13 protein-coding genes, 20 tRNA genes, 1 rRNA gene and 1 riboswitch are annotated in these 18,836 nt (G+C 39.7%); of the genes, 3 read left to right on the top strand and 31 right to left on the bottom strand.

Annotated features, from left to right (window positions below):
• Positions 1-44: 44 nt before the first annotated feature.
• The gene (mutS, locus tag B6F02_RS04080; RefSeq protein WP_080146103.1) at positions 45-2,693 is read right to left on the bottom strand and encodes a DNA mismatch repair protein MutS; all 2,649 of its coding nucleotides are present in this window, start codon (positions 2,691-2,693) and stop codon (positions 45-47) included.
• Between the two features lie 58 nt (positions 2,694-2,751).
• On the bottom strand, positions 2,752-3,558 hold the full coding sequence (locus B6F02_RS04075) for a TIGR00282 family metallophosphoesterase (protein WP_080146102.1): 807 nt from the start codon (positions 3,556-3,558) through the stop codon (positions 2,752-2,754).
• Positions 3,559-3,784: 226 nt separating this feature from the next.
• Here B6F02_RS04075 and B6F02_RS04070 point away from each other — a divergent pair, with 226 nt between their 5' ends.
• The gene (locus tag B6F02_RS04070; RefSeq protein ID WP_080146101.1) at positions 3,785-4,249 is read left to right on the top strand and encodes a DUF2798 domain-containing protein; all 465 of its coding nucleotides are present in this window, start codon (positions 3,785-3,787) and stop codon (positions 4,247-4,249) included.
• 167 nt (positions 4,250-4,416) lie between these two features.
• Here the strand turns inward: B6F02_RS04070 and rny are convergent, their stop codons facing one another.
• The 8 genes from rny to metK form a co-directional block, all read right to left on the bottom strand.
• Complete coding sequence (gene rny, locus B6F02_RS04065; RefSeq protein WP_080146100.1) at positions 4,417-5,985, bottom strand: ribonuclease Y; 1,569 nt, start codon at positions 5,983-5,985, stop codon at positions 4,417-4,419.
• A gap of 339 nt (positions 5,986-6,324) precedes the next feature.
• Complete coding sequence (gene recA, locus B6F02_RS04060) at positions 6,325-7,428, bottom strand: recombinase RecA (protein ID WP_080146099.1); 1,104 nt, start codon at positions 7,426-7,428, stop codon at positions 6,325-6,327.
• A 240-nt stretch (positions 7,429-7,668) separates the two neighbouring features.
• Positions 7,669-8,958 (bottom strand): competence/damage-inducible protein A, encoded by a 1,290-nt coding sequence (locus B6F02_RS04055; RefSeq protein ID WP_080146098.1) that lies wholly within the window; start codon positions 8,956-8,958, stop codon positions 7,669-7,671.
• Positions 8,959-9,130: 172 nt separating this feature from the next.
• Positions 9,131-9,718: a CDP-diacylglycerol--glycerol-3-phosphate 3-phosphatidyltransferase gene (gene pgsA, locus B6F02_RS04050; protein WP_080146097.1), complete on the bottom strand. Its 588-nt coding sequence runs from the start codon at positions 9,716-9,718 to the stop codon at positions 9,131-9,133.
• Between the two features lie 92 nt (positions 9,719-9,810).
• Positions 9,811-10,755: a helix-turn-helix domain-containing protein gene (locus tag B6F02_RS04045; protein WP_256864644.1), complete on the bottom strand. Its 945-nt coding sequence runs from the start codon at positions 10,753-10,755 to the stop codon at positions 9,811-9,813.
• Between the two features lie 296 nt (positions 10,756-11,051).
• Positions 11,052-12,341, bottom strand: coding sequence for an EF-P 5-aminopentanol modification-associated protein YfmH (gene yfmH, locus B6F02_RS04040; RefSeq protein ID WP_080146095.1), 1,290 nt, complete (start codon positions 12,339-12,341; stop codon positions 11,052-11,054).
• A 1-nt stretch (position 12,342) separates the two neighbouring features.
• Positions 12,343-13,599: an EF-P 5-aminopentanol modification-associated protein YfmF gene (gene yfmF / locus B6F02_RS04035; protein ID WP_080146094.1), complete on the bottom strand. Its 1,257-nt coding sequence runs from the start codon at positions 13,597-13,599 to the stop codon at positions 12,343-12,345.
• A 148-nt stretch (positions 13,600-13,747) separates the two neighbouring features.
• Positions 13,748-14,941, bottom strand: coding sequence for a methionine adenosyltransferase (gene metK, locus B6F02_RS04030; protein ID WP_080146093.1), 1,194 nt, complete (start codon positions 14,939-14,941; stop codon positions 13,748-13,750).
• A riboswitch (SMK box riboswitch) is annotated at positions 14,939-15,026 on the bottom strand. Its footprint overlaps the gene before it by 3 nt.
• A 115-nt stretch (positions 15,027-15,141) precedes the next feature.
• Between metK and B6F02_RS04025 the strand changes: the two genes are divergently transcribed.
• The gene (locus tag B6F02_RS04025; protein WP_080146092.1) at positions 15,142-15,876 is read left to right on the top strand and encodes a hypothetical protein; all 735 of its coding nucleotides are present in this window, start codon (positions 15,142-15,144) and stop codon (positions 15,874-15,876) included.
• A 26-nt stretch (positions 15,877-15,902) separates the two neighbouring features.
• Positions 15,903-16,208 carry a GNAT family N-acetyltransferase gene (locus B6F02_RS04020; protein WP_218672166.1) on the top strand — a complete coding sequence of 102 codons (306 nt, stop codon included), beginning with the start codon at positions 15,903-15,905 and terminating at the stop codon, positions 16,206-16,208.
• Positions 16,209-16,476: 268 nt separating this feature from the next.
• Here B6F02_RS04020 and B6F02_RS04015 read toward each other — a convergent pair.
• The 21 genes from B6F02_RS04015 to rrf all read right to left on the bottom strand — a co-directional run bounded on the left by B6F02_RS04015 (position 16,477) and on the right by rrf (position 18,604).
• Positions 16,477-16,547: transfer RNA gene (locus B6F02_RS04015), tRNA-Gly, on the bottom strand.
• 9 nt (positions 16,548-16,556) lie between these two features.
• Positions 16,557-16,629: transfer RNA gene (locus B6F02_RS04010), tRNA-Phe, on the bottom strand.
• A 10-nt stretch (positions 16,630-16,639) separates the two neighbouring features.
• Positions 16,640-16,712 (bottom strand) — tRNA-Asp (locus B6F02_RS04005).
• Positions 16,713-16,738: 26 nt separating this feature from the next.
• Positions 16,739-16,828 (bottom strand) — tRNA-Ser (locus B6F02_RS04000).
• Positions 16,829-16,863: 35 nt separating this feature from the next.
• A tRNA-Glu gene (locus B6F02_RS03995) sits at positions 16,864-16,935 on the bottom strand.
• Between the two features lie 16 nt (positions 16,936-16,951).
• Positions 16,952-17,039, bottom strand: a tRNA-Ser gene (locus tag B6F02_RS03990).
• 25 nt (positions 17,040-17,064) lie between these two features.
• Positions 17,065-17,138, bottom strand: a tRNA-Ile gene (locus tag B6F02_RS03985).
• A 9-nt stretch (positions 17,139-17,147) separates the two neighbouring features.
• Positions 17,148-17,218, bottom strand: a tRNA-Gly gene (locus B6F02_RS03980).
• Positions 17,219-17,229: 11 nt separating this feature from the next.
• Positions 17,230-17,302: transfer RNA gene (locus B6F02_RS03975), tRNA-Asp, on the bottom strand.
• A gap of 90 nt (positions 17,303-17,392) precedes the next feature.
• Positions 17,393-17,465: transfer RNA gene (locus B6F02_RS03970), tRNA-Met, on the bottom strand.
• Between the two features lie 17 nt (positions 17,466-17,482).
• A tRNA-Ile gene (locus tag B6F02_RS03965) sits at positions 17,483-17,556 on the bottom strand.
• A 17-nt stretch (positions 17,557-17,573) separates the two neighbouring features.
• Positions 17,574-17,647, bottom strand: a tRNA-Met gene (locus tag B6F02_RS03960).
• A 47-nt stretch (positions 17,648-17,694) separates the two neighbouring features.
• Positions 17,695-17,768: transfer RNA gene (locus tag B6F02_RS03955), tRNA-Pro, on the bottom strand.
• A 10-nt stretch (positions 17,769-17,778) separates the two neighbouring features.
• A tRNA-Arg gene (locus tag B6F02_RS03950) sits at positions 17,779-17,852 on the bottom strand.
• Between the two features lie 13 nt (positions 17,853-17,865).
• A tRNA-Leu gene (locus B6F02_RS03945) sits at positions 17,866-17,951 on the bottom strand.
• Positions 17,952-18,022: 71 nt separating this feature from the next.
• A tRNA-Gly gene (locus tag B6F02_RS03940) sits at positions 18,023-18,094 on the bottom strand.
• 7 nt (positions 18,095-18,101) lie between these two features.
• A tRNA-Thr gene (locus B6F02_RS03935) sits at positions 18,102-18,174 on the bottom strand.
• A 24-nt stretch (positions 18,175-18,198) separates the two neighbouring features.
• Positions 18,199-18,280: transfer RNA gene (locus B6F02_RS03930), tRNA-Leu, on the bottom strand.
• A 38-nt stretch (positions 18,281-18,318) separates the two neighbouring features.
• A tRNA-Lys gene (locus tag B6F02_RS03925) sits at positions 18,319-18,391 on the bottom strand.
• A 7-nt stretch (positions 18,392-18,398) separates the two neighbouring features.
• A tRNA-Val gene (locus tag B6F02_RS03920) sits at positions 18,399-18,471 on the bottom strand.
• A gap of 17 nt (positions 18,472-18,488) precedes the next feature.
• Positions 18,489-18,604 (bottom strand): 5S ribosomal RNA (gene rrf / locus B6F02_RS03915).
• Positions 18,605-18,836: the final 232 nt, after the last annotated feature.

Raw genomic sequence — 18,836 nt, 5'->3', positions numbered from 1 at the left:
TTGCGCCCCCCTCTCTATTTAAAAGTGGTCTAATACACATTGATCTACTTTTTCAACTGGCTCTGCAGCTGGTTGAGCAGATTGATGGCTTCAAGCGGTGTTAAGTTTAATAAATTTGTCTGTTTCAATTCTTGAATCACAGACTCTTCAACTTCTGATTCAGCTGTAGTAAACAACGTCAGCTGTTCATCAACCGTGTTGTCTATATTTTCTGCTTTTTTATTTTTCTCTTTTAGTTCTTCTATTTCATAAGGTTGATTCTGCTCAACTTCAACGCTTGGTCTAACAGTTTCAAATAACTCGTCCTTCTGGTCCTCAAGGTGCGTCAATATGGCATCAGCACGCTCAATCAAGGAATCAGGCAACCCTGCCAGCTTGGCGACTTGTACGCCATAACTTTTATCAGCCGGTCCTTCCAGCATTTTATGCAAGAAGACCAATTTACCGTTTTCTTCGACGGCTCCTACATGAATATTCTTCAGTTTCGTTAAGCGTTCATCCAGTACTGTCAACTCGTGATAATGTGTTGAAAAAAGGGTTTTTGCACCGATATTGTCATGAACATATTCAATAATCGCTTCTGCTAAAGCCATTCCATCATAAGTCGCTGTTCCGCGTCCGATCTCATCAAATAACAAAAGACTTTTTGAAGTAGCATATGCTAAAGCATGATTTGTTTCCATCATCTCCACCATAAATGTACTTTGTCCACCAATCAAATCATCCATTGCACCGATTCTAGTAAAAATGCGATCGAATATAGGAAGTTCAGCTGACAGGCTTGGTACAAAACAGCCCATTTGTGCCATAATGACCGTTAGAGCCAGTTGGCGCATGTATGTGCTCTTCCCTGACATATTCGGACCTGTGATCAGCAAAACATCTGTACCCTCTCTTAATTCAACATCATTGGGTACATACTTTTGTTCTTTCATGACTTTTTCAACGACTGGATGGCGTCCTTCTTTAATCATAATATCTTGCGAAGCAGTATTAAATTCGGGTCTTGTGTAATTATACATTTCGCTTATGACTGCAAACGACTGCAGACTGTCAATTTCCGCTACGATTTTAGCTAGACGCTGCAAGCGGTCGATATGGGTTTTGACTTGCTCTCTTACTTCAGCAAAAAGAGCATATTCCAATGCTTTTGACTTTTCTTCTGCTTCCAGAATCAAGGATTCTTTATCTTTTAATTCCGGCGTGCTGTATCGTTCTGCATTTGTAAGCGTCTGTTTTCTCTCATAGCGTTCATTATCAATTTTATCCACATTGGCTTTTGTTACTTCTATAAAGTAGCCGAACACTTTATTAAAACCAATTTTAAGATTCTTGATTCCGGTTTCTTCTCGCTCGCTGGCCTCCAGACCGGCAAGCCATTTTTTACCATTGATCATCGCATCTTTATATTCATCCAACTGCTCATGGTAACCCATTTTGATGATTTCACCATCTGTCACAGACAGCGGCGGTTCCTCTTCGATCGCTTGTTCAATTAATTCTGCAACTTCTTCAACCGGATCGATTTTTTCTAATAAATGATCCCACTCACGCTGATCATTCATCGAGTGAATGATCGCCATTAAAGAAGGAATCTGATTCAATGACTGTTTTAATTGAATCAGATCTCGTGCATTGACAGATCCAAAAGCAACTCTTCCCGCCAATCGCTCCAGGTCATAAATCTGTTTTAAACAATCTGATAAATCAGTCCGTTCGAAGAAGTGATCCATCAGTACACCGACAATATCTAGTCTTGCTTCAATAGCTGTTTTCGAGATCAGCGGCTTTTCCAGCCATTGTCTTAACATTCTTCCGCCCATTGCTGTTTTAGTTTCATCTAATAACCAAAGCAGTGTTCCTTTTTTTGTCCCGTCTCTTAGAGAAGTCGATAGCTCAAGATTTCTGCGTGCCTCTTGTCCATATACTAAAAAGTGTGAAATCTCGTATTGCTCAGCTGCCTGGAGATGATCTAAACTCCGCATTTGCGTGCTCGACAGATAAGACAGCAGTAAATCAATGACCGCATGCAACTGCACAGATTCACACTTTTTCTTCAAATAATCAAAGGACTCTGATTCTTTGTTCACTTTGCTGTATGAGATAACCAGTTCCAGCTGAGTCTTTAAATTTTCTTGAAAATCAGGTTGATTTTCTTTTTCAAATACAACTTCTTTTATTTTTAAGGACTGCAGTTCCGTTCTCACTTCTTCTTGGGTATGCAGCAGCGCTGTTTTCAGCTCTCCAGTAGTAAGATCCGCATAAGCAAAGCTGTAAGTGTTATCCGTTTCTAAAACAGCTGCAATATAATTGTTTTCTTTTGCTTCTACGGAAGCAGCATTCATCACTGTCCCTGGAGTAATCACTTGTACGACTTCTCGTTTAACCATTCCTTTGGCTTCTTTTGCGTCTTCAACTTGCTCGCAGATCGCCACTTTATGCCCCATTTCGATCAGTATATTGATATAGCGTTGAGCTGAATGATGCGGCACTCCGCACATTGGGATTTGTTCAGCAGCATTTTTATTTCTGCTGGTCAATGTCAGCTCTAATATCTGAGCCACTTCCACAGCATCATCAAAAAACAGTTCGTAAAAATCACCTAGCCGGTAAAATAAATAAACATCCGGATACTGTTCTTTGATCGTTAAGTACTGCTGCATCATTGGGGTATGTTTTGTTACTTGAGGCATGCTGCCTCACTCCTTTTATCTAACTTTTCTTTATCACTTTTAATGGATCGATTGCGGTTTAAAGGTCAAAAGGGTGATCATCATCAATACGAATAGATTCAATATGTTTGGTCTTCCCTGTCTGATTATCGAATTCTATAAAGCAGCCATTCAGCCGTTTTCGACCGTTTTCCGGCACTTCAAACCGATTGGGAAGCTGAGTTAAAAATTTATTCAGTATCGGTCCTTTTTTCATGCCCAGGATTCCATCATAAAATCCTGTCATGCCGACATCCGTCATATAACCAGTACCAGACGATAAAATTCTCTGGTCATTAGTCTGGACATGTGTATGCGTACCGACGACAGCGGATGCTTTACCATCCATAAACCATCCCATCGCTTCTTTTTCGCTGGTTGCCTCTGCATGAAAGTCAATCAGAATATGAGGAGTCCGTTTCTTTGCTTCTTCAACAAGCTGTTCTCCGACTCTAAAAGGATCTTCAAAATCTCCCATAAATGTGCGCCCGTGCAAGTTGATCACAGCCAACTCTTGTTGATTGATTTTGATGTAAGCAATGCCTTTTCCAGGAACATCAGCAGCTGCTGGATAGTTTGCTGGACGAATCAATTTCTTTGCATCATCTATAAACTCAAAGATTTCTCTTTTATCCCATGTATGATTGCCCATCGTAACAGCATCCACGCCGCACTGGAGAAACTCTTTATAGATCTTTTCAGTAATTCCTCTGCCGCCAGCGCCAGCATTCTCACCATTTACTATAGTCGCTTGCGGTTTGAATTTATTTTTTAACTTTGGTACATAGTCTTGAATCATCTCGCGACCCATCGACCCTACAACATCTCCAATAAACAATACTTTCACTGCTATTCCTCTTCTCCATTAGGTACTTCCTATTTTACCAGTATTCTGCTGTATAAATCAAAGTGAATCAGCCATCTCTTTTATCTTTAAATATCATTATTTTGGAGTATGACCCTTAAAGCTTGTCATTTCTGTTATATTTAAAAATTCTCATCAGACTTTTACTTACGAAGCTGCTCACAAATCAAGTATACTGATGAAATGATTTGAGAAGAGGAATGTATAAATGCCTGCAACAAAGAAAGAATCCATCATTTTTGGAATGATTATGTGTTTTGGCATGGTACTAGTCATGTCACTTTACAATCTATATTTAAATGGGATATTAGGTCAGATGACTTTTATGGAAACTACCTTAGAACTTGTCGTCGGATATGTCATTGCGTTACTGCTCGATATATTTGTCGTTGGACCTAATGCAAAAAAAATCGCTTTGAAGTTGACTGAACAAACAGAAAAACCTTTGCATAAGATTTTAGCAATATCCATTTTTATGGTGCTTGGAATGGCCTTTTTTATGTCAATTTACGGACTCATCACTACTTATATTCATGTAAGTCCTGTTTCAGATTCGATGATACTAGATTTTCTTGTGATATTCGGTAAAAAACATATTGTAGCAGCTCCGCTGCAGATTATTATTATGGGTCCGGTCGTACGTTATATCTTTAAAGCTTTTGTTCAACAGTAAACTGTAGATTGTTTATTTAATAAATTGTATACAGTAAACCAGGATACTGCTAACTACCGGCACTCTAATGAGTTGTCGGTTTTTTGCTATAAAAAAGATTTGCAGAAAACGCACAAAAAAACTAGAGCGCTGGAAGCTGCTCTAGTTTTCGAATCATTCTATTAATATTATTTTGCGTATTCAACGGCACGCGTTTCGCGGATTACCGTTACTTTAATGTGGCCCGGATAGTCCATATCTTCTTCAATTTGTTGACGAACACTGCGTGCTAGTTTGGCAGACATGCTATCATCAAGCTGATCCGGTCTTACTATAATACGAACTTCTCTACCTGCTTGAATAGCATAGCTTTCTTTAACCCCTTCGAAACTGTTAGAGATTCGTTCAAGGTTTTCAAGTCTTTGCAAGTAGTTTTCCAGAGATTCGCTTCTAGCGCCAGGTCTTGCGGCAGAGATGGAATCTGCTGCTTCTATTAATACCGCAATAATTGAACTTGCTTCGACATCACCGTGGTGAGAAGCAATGGCGTTAATAACCGTTTCATTTTCTTGATATTTCATTGCAATTTGTGCACCGATCTCAACGTGAGAGCCTTCAACTTCACTGTCTAAAGCTTTACCGATATCATGTAGTAATCCAGCACGTTTAGCTAATTGAATATCTTCTCCTAGCTCTGCTGCCATAACACCAGCTACTTTTGCAACTTCAATTGAGTGGTTCAACACATTTTGACCGTAACTAGTTCTAAAGTGTAAGCGTCCGATGATTTTAATTAAATCAGGGTGAATCGAATGAATACCTAATTCAAAGACAGCCTCTTCTCCGATTTCTCGGATGCGCTCATCCATTTCTTTACGTGACTTCTCAACAGCTTCTTCAATACGGCCTGGATGGATACGTCCATCAGAGATCAGTTTTTCAAGAGCCATTTTTGCAGTCTCGCGTCGAATAGGATCAAATCCGCTCAGAACTACTGCTTCTGGTGTATCATCAATAATAAGATCCATTCCTGTCAGACTTTCCAGCGTACGAATATTACGTCCCTCTCTACCGATAATACGACCTTTCATATCATCATTTGGAAGATTGATTACACTGACTGTCGTTTCCGTGACTTTATCAGCTGCAGAACGCTGGATTGCTTGAGTAATCAAGTTCTTAGCTCTGCGGTCTGCTTCTGTTTTCGCTTTGTCTTCATATTGTTTAACCATAATTGCTAACTCTCGAGATAGATCTTTTTCAGTGTTGGATAATACGATAGATTTTGCTTCTTCTTGAGATAAAGCTGCGATTGAATGCAGTTTTTCTTCTTGCTGTTCAATCAGTTCATCCGCTTTTCTTTCAAGTTCTTCGATCGTTTTCTGTTTGCTGTTTAATCGATCTTCTCTGCTCTGTAAAGCACTTTCCCTTTTATCCATGGTATTAGCTTTACGTTCTAAGTTATCTTCTCTCTGGTCCAAACGATTTTCTTGACGAGCTACTTCAGAGCGTCGTTCTTTCAACTCCCATTCTACTTCTGTACGGTAAGAATGGATTTCCTCTTTTGCCTCCAGCAACGCTTCTTTCTTCAAGGTCTCAGCTTCTTTATTCGCATCTTCTACGATATTCTCAGCTGTTTTTCTTGAATCAGCTAGTCTTTTTTCAAAGCTTTTTTTATTAAAATATGCTCCTGCAACTATTCCGATTATTAAAGTAACGATAGCGAAGGCAAAGGCTATTACGTAAAATAGAGTCATTTGGTCACCTCCGTATCATTATTTAGTTTTACATTTTATTCATGTATAAAAATAGTCAGGTACTACTTATGTTAATCAGACCTTTATTAAAGAACACGAATAATACTGATATTCTTTATTTATTCTTAACATAATACTGTAACAGACAATTTAATTTTAAAGGTCTTCCGTCACTGTGTCAATACAGTTTGAAGAAAGAGAATGAATTTGCGGTCATTTTTTGAAAAATCGTTAAAATATGCATATTTTCAACAAGACCGATCTCTTTCGGGACCTGCAAAAACAGGATACGCAAGCTGGTTCGGCCGACGTATCCTGTAGTATATAAATTTATTCAGATTAAACGTCTAGTGTTTCTGGTTCTGAATGAGTTTCTTCAGTATCAGTATTACTATCAACTTCAGCGGCACCTTCAGATTGAGTTGCTTCATTTTCAATCCGCACCTCTTCTTCAGTTCCAACACCATAGGCTACACGGACTTTTCTTTGAATCTCAGCTAACAGTTCTGGATGTTCAACCAGATATTGTTTGGAGTTCTCGCGTCCTTGACCAATTCGTTCATCGCCATATGAATACCATGCACCGGCTTTATCAATAATTTCTGCATCTGCACCCATATCGACAAGTTCTCCAACTTGAGAAATCCCTTCACCGTACATAATATCAACAAGCGCCACTTTGAATGGTGGTGCAACCTTGTTTTTAACAACTTTAATTTTTGTTTTATTCCCAGTCATGTCTTTACCGGACTTGATTGATTCTCCACGACGTACTTCAAGACGAATTGTTGAATAGAATTTCAACGCACGTCCACCGGGGGTTGTTTCAGGATTTCCAAACATTACACCGACTTTTTCACGGATCTGATTGATAAATAAGGCAATCGTTTTCGTCTTGTTGATGGATCCAGATAATTTACGAAGCGCTTGTGACATCAGTCTGGCTTGCAACCCAACATGGGAAGCACCCATCTCACCATCAATCTCAGCACGAGGTACTAGTGCAGCAACTGAGTCGACTACGATCATATCTACAGCACCACTAGAAACTAAAGCATCAGCGATTTCAAGAGCTTGCTCGCCAGTATCCGGTTGAGATAGCAGAAGCTCGTCAATGTCTACGCCTAATGCTCGTGCATATTTAGGATCCAGCGCATGCTCGGCATCAATAAATGCTGCAATTCCGCCGTTTGCTTGTACAGAAGCAATTGCATGTAAAGCAACCGTGGTTTTACCGGAACTTTCCGGACCGTAGACTTCGATAATACGACCTCGAGGATATCCGCCTATTCCTAATGCTACATCCAGTGCCAGCGATCCACTCGGAATCGTTTTGACTTGAGTATCGACTTTTTCTCCCATTTTCATGATGGAGCCTTTACCAAAGTTCTTCTCGATTTTCTTCAATGCAGTTTCTAACGCTTTTTTACGATCATCTGTCATTAATCAGTTCTCCTCCTATTAATTCAGGACTATATACTTATACTCATTCTTCTTAATTGTGTTTAATTCAGAACCTGAGAGACATCCTATAAACCTATATAGATCAATAAGAAAAGTTCTTTTAATTTCTGCAAAATTACAAGTCTGTATTCTCTCTGCTACTTCTATATTATACTGTTTTCAGATATAAAAAGCAACAGTAAATCGAACATTCATTCGCAATAATTCTGATTCATTTTACTAGTTTTCTTTCGACTTGTCTTCTCCGAAATAGACTGACTTTTCAACTGAAAGTCCCAACAACACTCGTCTTACCAGGTCCATTGCATTCTGTACGGCCAGTCTTCTATTCTTGTTTCGTCTATACGCAAAGTGATAATGTTTGGCAAAAGACTCTCCATCATTATGCGCAATACCGATCCAAACGGTACCAGGAATATTTCCTTCTAGTGATCCGGGTCCTGCTACACCTGTCAAGGAAACTGCAATATCAGCACTAAACATGTCTTTAGCTTTTTCAGCCATTTCAATTGCACACTCAGCGCTGACTACGCCATATTCTTCAACAATCTCTTTTGATACACCCAGTGATTGAATTTTCTGTTCTGCACTGTACGTTACGATCCCGCCTTCAAATGCTGATCCGGCGGCTAGATTACTAGAGATACTGCTCAAAAATGCTCCACCAGTCAAACTTTCTGCTGCTGTAATTGTCTTTTTCTGATCAATCAGAATCTCCTTGACCACATCCGACAATCGGTTTTCTCCGTAACCGAAAATGTATTCACCAACGATCTCCTCAATGGATGAAGCGACTTTGTCGAGCAGCTTCTCACACTCTTCTTCAGTTTCCCCTTTAGCCGTTACACGAACAGTCAACTCTCCACTCTCTGCATAAATGGCAATAGTAGGATTGGTTTGTTGTTGAATCATTTCTTCAAGTTCAAGAGCCAGCTTAGCTTCTGTAATGCCGAAAATTCTTATTACGCGAGAAACTAGCTTATGCTCATTTAGCACTTGCTCTACTAACACCTTTTTTAAATGATTGTTTACCATCGGCTGCAGTTCATCTGGCGGACCGGGAAGCAGTACATAACTGTTTTTCTCTTTTTCAAGAAACATGCCGACTGCTAAACCAGTGTCATTAGGCAGAGCAATAGATCCCATCAGCATAAGCGCTTGCAGTTGGTTGTTCTCCGGCATTTCAAAATCTGAATTTTTGTGATAGGTGATAATCTTATTTTCTGTTTCTTCATGAAGAACAAGGTCAACACCCAGATGTTCAGATACCACCTTTTTTGTAATATCGTCTTCAGTCGGTCCCAGACCGCCTGATAAAATAATCGTATCTGCTCTAGCTTCTGCTACCTCTATCGCTTCTTTCAAGCGCTCTGCATTATCTCCAACGGTTACTTGATGGTAAACTTCAATGCCTAATAAAGAGAGTTCTTTTGCCAAAAATGCCGCATTGGTATTCACTACTTGGCCCATTAATAATTCTGTTCCAATTGAAATAATTTCTGCTCTCATCATTATCCTCCTACTATATATACTGACAAACGATTGAGAAAGTCGCGAAACTTTCTATACGTGTCATCATTTTATCATAAGCTGAACGTTCTCACTCTTTTTTTGATTACAAAAAAAGGCAAGCAATCCTTAGACTACTTACCTTGAAAAATAATATATTATGCACAGTATATTAGGAATTAAATGTTCCTTTGAAGACATGTTTGGCATTATTGAAATAATCAACACCAGAATAAATTGTAAAAATCAGACTGATGTATAGTAGAATCGTTGCAACGGGTATCCCAATACCATTAAAGGGAAAGTTATTTAATAATAATAGGATTATGGCAAACATCTGTGTAGTTGTTTTGACTTTTCCCGGCCAAGCTGCCGCCAACACTGTCCCGCCTTGCTCTACTAGCAACAGTCTCAATCCGGTAACTGCTAATTCCCTGCAGACAATGATTGCAACGACCCATGCAGGTGCCAAACCTAATTCTATCAAAAGAATCAAAGCTGTCATAACCAGCATTTTATCTGCTAATGGATCAGCAAATTTTCCGAAGTTGGATACTATATTCATTTTTCTGGCTAAATAACCATCCAGCCAGTCTGTGAAGCTGGCTGCAGAAAAAATGATCGCTGCTAGTAACAAGCGCCATTCGATTACAGAACCCAATACATCTATTGTACCCAAGTTCCATGGCAGCACAATTAATAAGATGAAAATCGGTATCATAAAAATTCTGAGCAAGGTTAACTTATTCGGTAAATTCATTACGTCCTCCTATGCATCCAAATGAAAGACCAAAGATAAGCCTAAAAATTTCTTACTCTCCCGGTCTTTCATCTGCATGGATGTTCTAAAAATTATTCAAACTCAAATATAAGCTCTTGTCTTACTGCATTTGCAGATTCTTCAGCTGGTTCAACAGGTTGACCATTCAATTGTACAGAAGTCACCGCAGCATTACCGATAACGACTGTGACGGTTTGAATCCCTTCACCTAATGGAGCTGTTAGAGAACCTCCGGCTTCAAGCAGCTGCTGGTCAACGGTTGTGCCGTCGACTGTTACACTGACCCAAGAATCTCCGCCTTCTGCAGAAAGTGTTATTTCTTGATCAGGTGTTTGAGTACCTGTTACAGAATAAGTTGTTTCTCCGCCAGTACTGGAAACTTGAGAAACCGTCAATCCTTCTTCTTGTTCTTCCTCTTGCTGCTCTTCAGCTGCATTTTCATCTGTCTCTGTGTCACTAGGTGTCTCGTCAGATTGTTCATTCTGATTTGTTTCTTCAGATTCATTTCCGGTTGATTCATCATTTGAAGCTTCTTCGTTACTTCCTACTTCAACACCCTGGTCATCAGCAGTTTCTTCTTGATTGATAACAGGTTGCGTATTTTCACCGGAATTATTAAAGGCAAATATATAAAACACGACAACGATTGCAAGCACCAGTAAAACAATCAGTATGGTGGGAAGACTATCTTGAATGGTATTCATCATCCCATTACTCTTTTTCTTGGACCTTGTCTGAGTTGTTATAACCTTTTCAGTATAGTCCTCCCCTTTGGTATCTGGAATGCCAGAGTGCTCTTTTAGCAGCTGTTCTCCGTTTAACCCAACAGTATCAGCATATTGCTTGATGAATGCGCGAGCGTAAAAATTTCCAGGCAACACATCTAAATTGCCCTCCTCAACAGCGATCAAATATCTTTTTTGGATTTTCGTCATTTGTTGTAAATCATCTAATGTATATCCTTTGGCTTTTCTAGCATCTTTAAGCTTTTCGCCTACTTCATTCAACCTTGTCACCTACCCTAATGTTGTTTCTTTGTTGAACCATGATAAATAAACATCTATTAACCGTCTTTTTTAGTATAACAAATAATAATATTGTATGGTTTGATTTTTTAATGTTCTTCTGCTTCAAAATACTTTTTTAAGATTCTGAATATGCTTTTATAGAAAACGCATATATCTAGTAGAAATATAACATCCTTCTACGTTTCATTTCTAAAAGTATACCATACGAAAAACATTGAGTATAGGGTGATTCCCCGTATGAAAGCAGTTAATCCTTAAGATTTCATTACATATCGCTGAGCGTCTTACTCTGATTCCGGCAGTACTTGAAACGTTGAAAAACACTCTTTTAACATGTAACTTGCCACAACACTTTTAACCTCATCCAATTGAATTTCTTCCATCAAAGGAACAACATCAAAAATCGTAGCATCTCCAAACTGCAGATCACTGAAACGATGTGCAATAAACTCTAAGGAATTTAATGACTGCAGCACTTGACCAATACTTCTTTTCTTAACTGTTTGAAAATGCCGTTCATTTAAGTCTGGATTCTCAGCAGCATTTTGCAGCAAGTTTTGCAAAATATCAGCCAGTAAATCCGGTTCTTTAGTATCACCGCCAACGCTGATATAATCAAAGCTTCTTTCAAAAGTATAGTCATAATCGAAACTGTCGTCGATCAACCCTTCATCATAAAGTCTTAAGTAGGTTGACGAGGTTTCACCAAATAACAGTTTCAGCAGAAATTCTATTAAAATCACTTGTTTCAGCGCCATTATTCCCTTTAATTTATGCTGCTTCCCCTTTACACCTACCAAGACTTTCGGTTTGTTTACTGACATTTCTATTTTATTAAAAGAACAGACTGTACTGCTGTCTTCAGGCACTGCTTTTATGATTGGTTCAGGCGGTGAAAATACTTTTGAGGCTTGGTTGTCCTTTATCCAATTTAAAGTCTCTTCAGGATCAATATTGCCAGTAATAAACAGCTGCATATTGCATGGATGATAAAAAGTTGAATAGTTCTGATACAACATCTCTGCCGTAATGTCCTGTATGCTCTCAACGGTACCGGCAATATCGATGCTGGCCGGATGATTCGGATATAAATTTTCTAATAATCCAAACAATACCCTCCATTCAGGTAAATCATCATACATTTGAATCTCTTGTGCAATAATTCCTTTCTCTTTTTTAACGGTTTCGTCAGTAAAATAAGGTTTTTGAACAAAATCCAATAAAGTATGAATATTCTCCTTTAATCGGCTGGTACTGGAGAATAAATAGCCTGTATTTGTAAAGGAAGTGAAAGCATTCGCTGAAGCTCCCTGGTTAGAAAAACGATCGAAAACATCCCCTTCTTCTTTTTCAAACATCTTATGCTCTAGAAAATGAGCGATACCATTTGGAAACTGAATCAACTTCGAATCATTGAGCGGTTTGAATTCTTGATCTATCGATCCGAAATCTGTACTGAATAATGCATAAGTTTTATAATAGTCCTGTTTCGGCAGCATAAATACTGTCAAACCATTTGCCAGCACTTCTTTATATAATGTTTCTTTTAAGTGATCGTACTGAATAATATCCAAACTAACCCTTCCCTGCTAATAAAAATTTTGCTTTATAGAAGATATGATTTGCAGTCGCGGCAACCTCTTCTTTAGTGACTGCATCAATATCTGCTATCCATTTTTCTAACTCAAGTTCCGGCAGCCCAGCTAGTTTGCTTACGTATCGTCTTTCAATCTGACTGCTCGCACTATCTTCAGACTGATAGAAATCGTTTTTCAATAAAGCTTTAGTCTGGTTTAAAGCATCATCGCTGAACTTCCCTTGCCGAATATCTTCTAACTCTTTTAAAATCATACGCTCTACTTCGTCAGCTCTGCTCTCTTCAATTCCAGCTTCTACAAACATTGTGCCGGTGAATGTATCTAAACCACTTGAAATCGAATAAGCGAGGCTCGCTTTTTCTCTGATATTTACAAAGAGTTTCGAATGTGCATATCCTCCGAAAAGGCCATTGACAATTAGTCCTGGTAAATAACTTGCTTGACGATAATAAATATCGGTTACAAAGGAAAGATTCAGTTTTGTCTGGGTAATCCTCTGCTTCTCAGTCTGTTCTTTCACATTATTATTTTCAGGATGGCGGTAAAAGAGCTCAGTGGTCTTCAAGGCTCTATCGTTAAATTCAAATTTTTCAAAAACTTTTCTTATTTTTTCTTCTTCGACTTCACCTAATACGAAAATTTCAATTTCATCCTTTGAAAGCATCTGTTGATAGACTTCATATACTCCCTCTGCTGTAATCTTTTGGAGATCAGATTCTCTACCGAAAGATGGCAATTTTTGAGCTTCAGAATCAAAAGTCAGTTCATTCAATTTAAGAGAAGCATAGTCTTGCTTATCATCATAAATGGCTTCATACTCATCTCTAAGATTCTCGATTTCTCTTACAGTCGTTTCACGATGAAAAGCTTTTCCATATACATTAGGATAGAATAAAATATTCTGTAAAAAAAGAAGTGCTTTTTCTAATAGATCTTTTTCCTCTACAAATTGTTCGTTTACGACTCTCATATCTAACGAGAGAATATGGACATTTCCTTTTTTAGAAACATCTGTTGATAAAGAAGCTCCATACAGATCTGAAAGGACTTTTCTGAAATCAGTTTGTGTTGGATAATGGAGACTATTTGTATTCAGTAAATTAGATATCAATGTCCTTGGTGTTACATCTTTTGTCCTTAAGAGTGATTTGAATTTAAATTTGATCGTAGTTGTTTTAAATTTGTCTGTTCGAATAATATTCAATGTGACACCTTCTGCTAAACGCACTTGCATGTTTTCACTCCTATTGACACTTTATCTGTCTATCTTAGTAAATTCCAATCAAAATGGAAAGAATTAACTATCTTATTGTTGATTCTTTTAAAACAGAAAAAGACTAGAACACTTATGCTCCAGTCTTTTTACTGCATGATTCAGCTTTCTAAATGGACAATAATTTTTTCAGCTGTTCTGCTTTGTCCGTATTTTCCCATGGCAGTTCAATATCTGTTCTGCCGAAATGCCCGTAAGCAGCTGTTTGTCTGTAGATAGGTCTTTGAAGATCCAGCATTTTGATAATACCAGCTGGTCTCAAGTCAAATACTTGACGAACTGCTTCAATGATTTCAGAATGTGCTGCTTTTCCTGTTCCGAAGGTATCAACGGCTATAGAAACTGGATGAGCTACCCCAATAGCGTAGGCCAGCTGAACTTCTGCTTTGTCTGCAATACCAGCAGCAACTAGATTTTTAGCAATATATCTGGCTGCATAACTAGCAGAACGATCGACTTTAGTAGCATCTTTCCCTGAAAATGCACCGCCGCCGTGACGAGCATATCCGCCATACGTATCTACGATAATCTTACGTCCTGTCAAACCGGCGTCTCCTTGAGGTCCGCCTACGACAAAACGACCAGTAGGATTAATATAGTATTTCGTCTCTTCATCCAGCCATTTTTCGGGAATGACTTCTTTAATCACATGATTGATAATGTCCTGTTTCAATGTTTCGTATGGTACTTCTGGTGAATGCTGCGTACTAACCACTATTGCATCAATACGTTTTGGCTGATCTTGTTCATCGTATTCTACTGTGACTTGAGCTTTTGCATCAGGTCGCAAGTAACCGACTACTCCTGTTTTTCTGATCTCAGCAATCCTTCTGGTTAGTTTATGACTCAACGATATCGGTAACGGCATTAACTCAGGCGTTTCGTTTGAAGCAAATCCAAACATCAAACCTTGGTCCCCTGCACCGATTTTATTTAATTCATCTTCACCGTCTGTTGCCTTAAACTCTGCCGAATCATCTACACCGATAGATATATCCGGAGACTGATCATCAATGGAAACCAACACAGCACACGTATCTGCATCAAACCCATACTTCGCACGTGTATAACCGATTTCTCTAATCGTATCTCTCGCAATTTTCTGCATATCTACGTAAGTATTGGTTCTGATTTCACCGGCAATTAAAACTAAACCGGTTGTGACCATTGTCTCACAGGCAACACGAGCATCAGGATCTTTCTCTAATATAGCATCCAAAATAGCATCACTAATCTGATCCGCAATTTTATCCGGGTGACCTTCAGAGACAGATTCTGAGGTAAATAATTTTCTTTCTTCCATTGTAGTATTCCCCCTACATTATTATCGGTTACAAGGCTTCCGACCAGGTCTGTGGCCGTCCTATCGGGAATTCATTGTAAACCTATACTAGTTTACCATAATATTATGAAACAATCATTCTTAAATTGAGAATATTGAGATAAGAATAAATCAATTATGTTATGATAAAGCAAAAGACTTTTAAAGGACGGAAAGAACTATTGAAATCATTGAACATTATTAAAAATCCGCTGTTTTTATCATTTGCTCTTCCAGGACTCTATTTATTATTTGGTACAATTTATGCTACTCCCTATTCTTCAATTAATCTATTTTCATTTTTTGTTTTTTATCTCTATCTCATACTTAATCAGACGATAGAATCCAAAATGCGCCGATACTTTATACTAAAAAAAGATGCACTAATCAATCAGTACTGGCTCACTGAATTTCTGATTCTGATGTGCCTGTCATACTTCATGCTTGTTCATTCTTTGACCGCTGGGCTGCTGCTTTTCAGTTACACTCTATTCGCTCAGGGTAAGTATCTGTCTATTTACTATAAACTAGATTTATTATCCATTATTCTTTTACCACTGCTCAAAACTTTCTTATTGAATAGTTTCAGCTTTTATATCCATACCGGGTTTATTCCTAATCAAGTCCTCTATATTGTTGTTCCACTACTGATCCCTGCTTTTTTATTAGAAGCAACAAGCTGGCAAGAAATACGTTCTAAAAGACTCATGCTTGCTTTACTGATTATGACCTACTTTGTCACATTGATGATGACCTGGCCTCATTATGCTTGGTGGAGTTTGATTTCTTTAATATCAATGGTTACGGTGCCAATACTGTGGAAACACCCTTCTTATAAAACGACATTATTTTTTGTTTTTTGTTTCTCTGCCAATTATTTAATACTTATTACAATTGGTACTCTTTTCATTCATTAATTTAACATTTAGGAGCGTGTAGCTTTATGCTGACTGAAATGACAATCAACGCGGTTCATCTTGCTGCAGTATTAGCCAGCCAGCTCTGGCAATCAACAACAGAGGAAGAACTGACTCATGAATTTACCCAAGTCACCCATAATGAATCTGAAATAATTTATCTGTATCTGGAAGCAAACGAAGCCATCGGGTTTGCTCATGCCTCCCTCCGAATGGATTATGTAGAAGAAACATCGACCACGCCCGTCGGTTATTTGGAGGGCGTTTATGTCCTCTCAGAACATCGCAGAAAAGGGATTGCTCAAATTCTGCTTTCTGCCTGCGATTTCTAGGCAAAACAAAATAACTGTAAAGAGTTTGCCAGCGATTGTGAATTGAACAATACAGTCAGCGCAGCCTATCATTTACAGATGGGGTTTGAAGAAGTCACCCGTATTATCTGCTTTAAAAAAACACTTTAATCTTCATAATTTTTCGATACATCGACTGTAAGATTTAAGGAATCGACCTATATTGGTAGAAATCAATCACTATAGCAAAAAAAGTGTTTCAACTCTCTTAATCGAGTTGAAACACTTTTTTAAATAGTCATGATTTTTAAGCGAGTGACGAGAATCGAACTCGCGACAACAGCTTGGAAGGCTGTAGTTTTACCACTAAACTACACTCGCAGCATTAAATGGCGCAGGACAGAGTCGAACTGCCGACACACGGAGCTTCAATCCGTTGCTCTACCAACTGAGCTACTGCGCCAATACAAAAACGGTCCCGACGGGAATCGAACCCGCGATCTCCTGCGTGACAGGCAGGCGTGATAACCGCTACACTACGGGACCATTTTGTTACAATAACCCTTTTGTTAAGGAGGATGTGGGATTCGAACCCACGCGCGCTTTTACACGCCTGACGGTTTTCAAGACCGTTCCCTTAAGCCGGACTTGGGTAATCCTCCAAAAATACTTCTATACTTTAGTGGTTATCCACTAATGACCCCTACGGGATTCGAACCCGTGTTACCGCCGTGAAAGGGCGGTGTCTTAACCGCTTGACCAAGGGGCCTATTAATTTTAAAGAACGGAGAAGGAGGGATTTGAACCCTCGCGCCGCGTAAACGACCTACACCCTTAGCAGGGGCGCCTCTTCAGCCACTTGAGTACTTCCCCATACCAATATAATATTGATACGAAATGGGCCTAAGTGGACTCGAACCACCGACCTCACGCTTATCAGGCGTGCGCTCTAACCAGCTGAGCTATAGGCCCCAAACAAAAAGCGGGTGACGAGAATCGAACTCGCGACAACAGCTTGGAAGGCTGTGGTTTTACCACTAAACTACACCCGCATTAAGTTAGACGGTCCCGACGGGAATCGAACCCGCGATCTCCTGCGTGACAGGCAGGCGTGATAACCGCTACACTACGGGACCTTTTGAATGAAAAATTTAGATGAAACATTGAGAGGTTTCGCTCGATTGTACCATGGCTGTACGTTGCTGAAGCAACTACAAAAATGGCAATTGCGGGGACAGGATTCGAACCTGCGACCTCCGGGTTATGAGCCCGACGAGCTGCCAGCTGCTCTACCCCGCGATAATATAAAGTGTAAATGGACCTTGCAGGACTCGAACCTGCGACCGGACGGTTATGAGCCGTCTGCTCTAACCAACTGAGCTAAAGGTCCGCGAACTATATCCATTATAGCGGCGGAGGGAGTCGAACCCACGACCTCACGGGTATGAACCGTACGCTCTAGCCAGCTGAGCTACACCGCCATGATCCTATGTAAGAAAAATATAAACGGTGTTTTCTTCATAAGAAATCGGGAAGACAGGATTCGAACCTGCGACCCCTTGGTCCCAAACCAAGTGCTCTACCAAGCTGAGCTACTTCCCGTGTCTTTAAATGCACCCTAGAGGAGTCGAACCTCTAACCGCCTGATTCGTAGTCAGGTACTCTATCCAATTGAGCTAAGGGTGCTTATTAAATTAAGTGCCGAGGGCCGGAGTCGAACCGGCACGGTGAAAACTCACCGCAGGATTTTAAGTCCTGTGCGTCTACCAATTCCGCCACCCCGGCTGATATCAGGGTATGAAAAACTTTGTAGATCAAAATTATTCGATTGCTTGATTACTCCAAAAAGTAAACCAAGCGGAAGACGGGATTCGAACCCGCGACCCCCACCTTGGCAAGGTGATGTTCTACCACTGAACTACTTCCGCTGAATGATGCCGGCTAAAGGAGTCGAACCCTCGACCTACTGATTACAAATCAGTTGCTCTACCAACTGAGCTAAGCCGGCATTAAATGAATTGAAGAAACTACATGCGGATGGAGGGACTTGAACCCCCACGCCGTGAAGCGCTAGATCCTAAATCTAGTGCGTCTGCCAATTCCGCCACATCCGCGTTGTGATCTTCATATATAATTAACACTTAACGTGTTATGAGACATGCAGGGTTCGAACCTGCGACCCTCTGATTAAAAGTCAGATGCTCTACCGACTGAGCTAATGTCTCGAAAAAATGGAGGTTAACGGGCTCGAACCGCTGACCCTCTGCTTGTAAGGCAGATGCTCTCCCAACTGAGCTAAACCTCCGAATTAAGATAAGAGCTGCACGGCAACGTCCTGCTTTCACAAGGGGAAACCCCTCACTATCCTCGGCGCTGGGAAGCTTAACGGCTGTGTTCGAAATGGGAACAGGTGGATCCTTCCCGCCATCATTACCGCACAATGACTCTTTTCTATTGTAAGAGAACCTTGTTCTCTGAAAACTAGATAGCTGATCTTGCTCACTCACATGTTTGACAACACCGCATACGCTTAGACCAACATTGTTCTAGTTTCACTCGCCAGGCTCCTCTGAAATACTTCGTTTCTATTTGTCTGTCTGACGACAGCCTAAGAGAAACTCTTGTATTTCGAGAGAGCCTGAACGGCTCGTTCCACTTTACTTGTTTGGT

Source organism: Marinilactibacillus piezotolerans, from assembly GCF_900169305.1.
Lineage (GTDB): Bacteria > Bacillota > Bacilli > Lactobacillales > Carnobacteriaceae_A > Marinilactibacillus > Marinilactibacillus piezotolerans_A.
The sequence above is the reverse complement of the archived record's forward strand: the minus strand, read 5'-3'. Positions and strand labels throughout refer to the sequence as shown.

Bases quoted from the DNA above. Each gene is read 5' to 3' on its own strand.
- yfmF (WP_080146094.1), bottom strand. From the start codon at position 13,599: ATGCAAGTGCGTTTAGCAGAAGGTGTCACATTGAATATTATTCGAACA.
- pgsA (WP_080146097.1), bottom strand. From the start codon at position 9,718: ATGAATTTACCGAATAAGTTAACCTTGCTCAGAATTTTTATGATACCG.
- B6F02_RS04020 (WP_218672166.1), top strand. From the start codon at position 15,903: ATGCTGACTGAAATGACAATCAACGCGGTTCATCTTGCTGCAGTATTA.
- B6F02_RS04055 (WP_080146098.1), bottom strand. From the start codon at position 8,958: ATGAGAGCAGAAATTATTTCAATTGGAACAGAATTATTAATGGGCCAA.
- mutS (WP_080146103.1), bottom strand. From the start codon at position 2,693: ATGCCTCAAGTAACAAAACATACCCCAATGATGCAGCAGTACTTAACG.
- rny (WP_080146100.1), bottom strand. From the start codon at position 5,985: ATGACTCTATTTTACGTAATAGCCTTTGCCTTCGCTATCGTTACTTTA.
- B6F02_RS04070 (WP_080146101.1), top strand. From the start codon at position 3,785: ATGCCTGCAACAAAGAAAGAATCCATCATTTTTGGAATGATTATGTGT.
- recA (WP_080146099.1), bottom strand. From the start codon at position 7,428: ATGACAGATGATCGTAAAAAAGCGTTAGAAACTGCATTGAAGAAAATC.
- metK (WP_080146093.1), bottom strand. From the start codon at position 14,941: ATGGAAGAAAGAAAATTATTTACCTCAGAATCTGTCTCTGAAGGTCAC.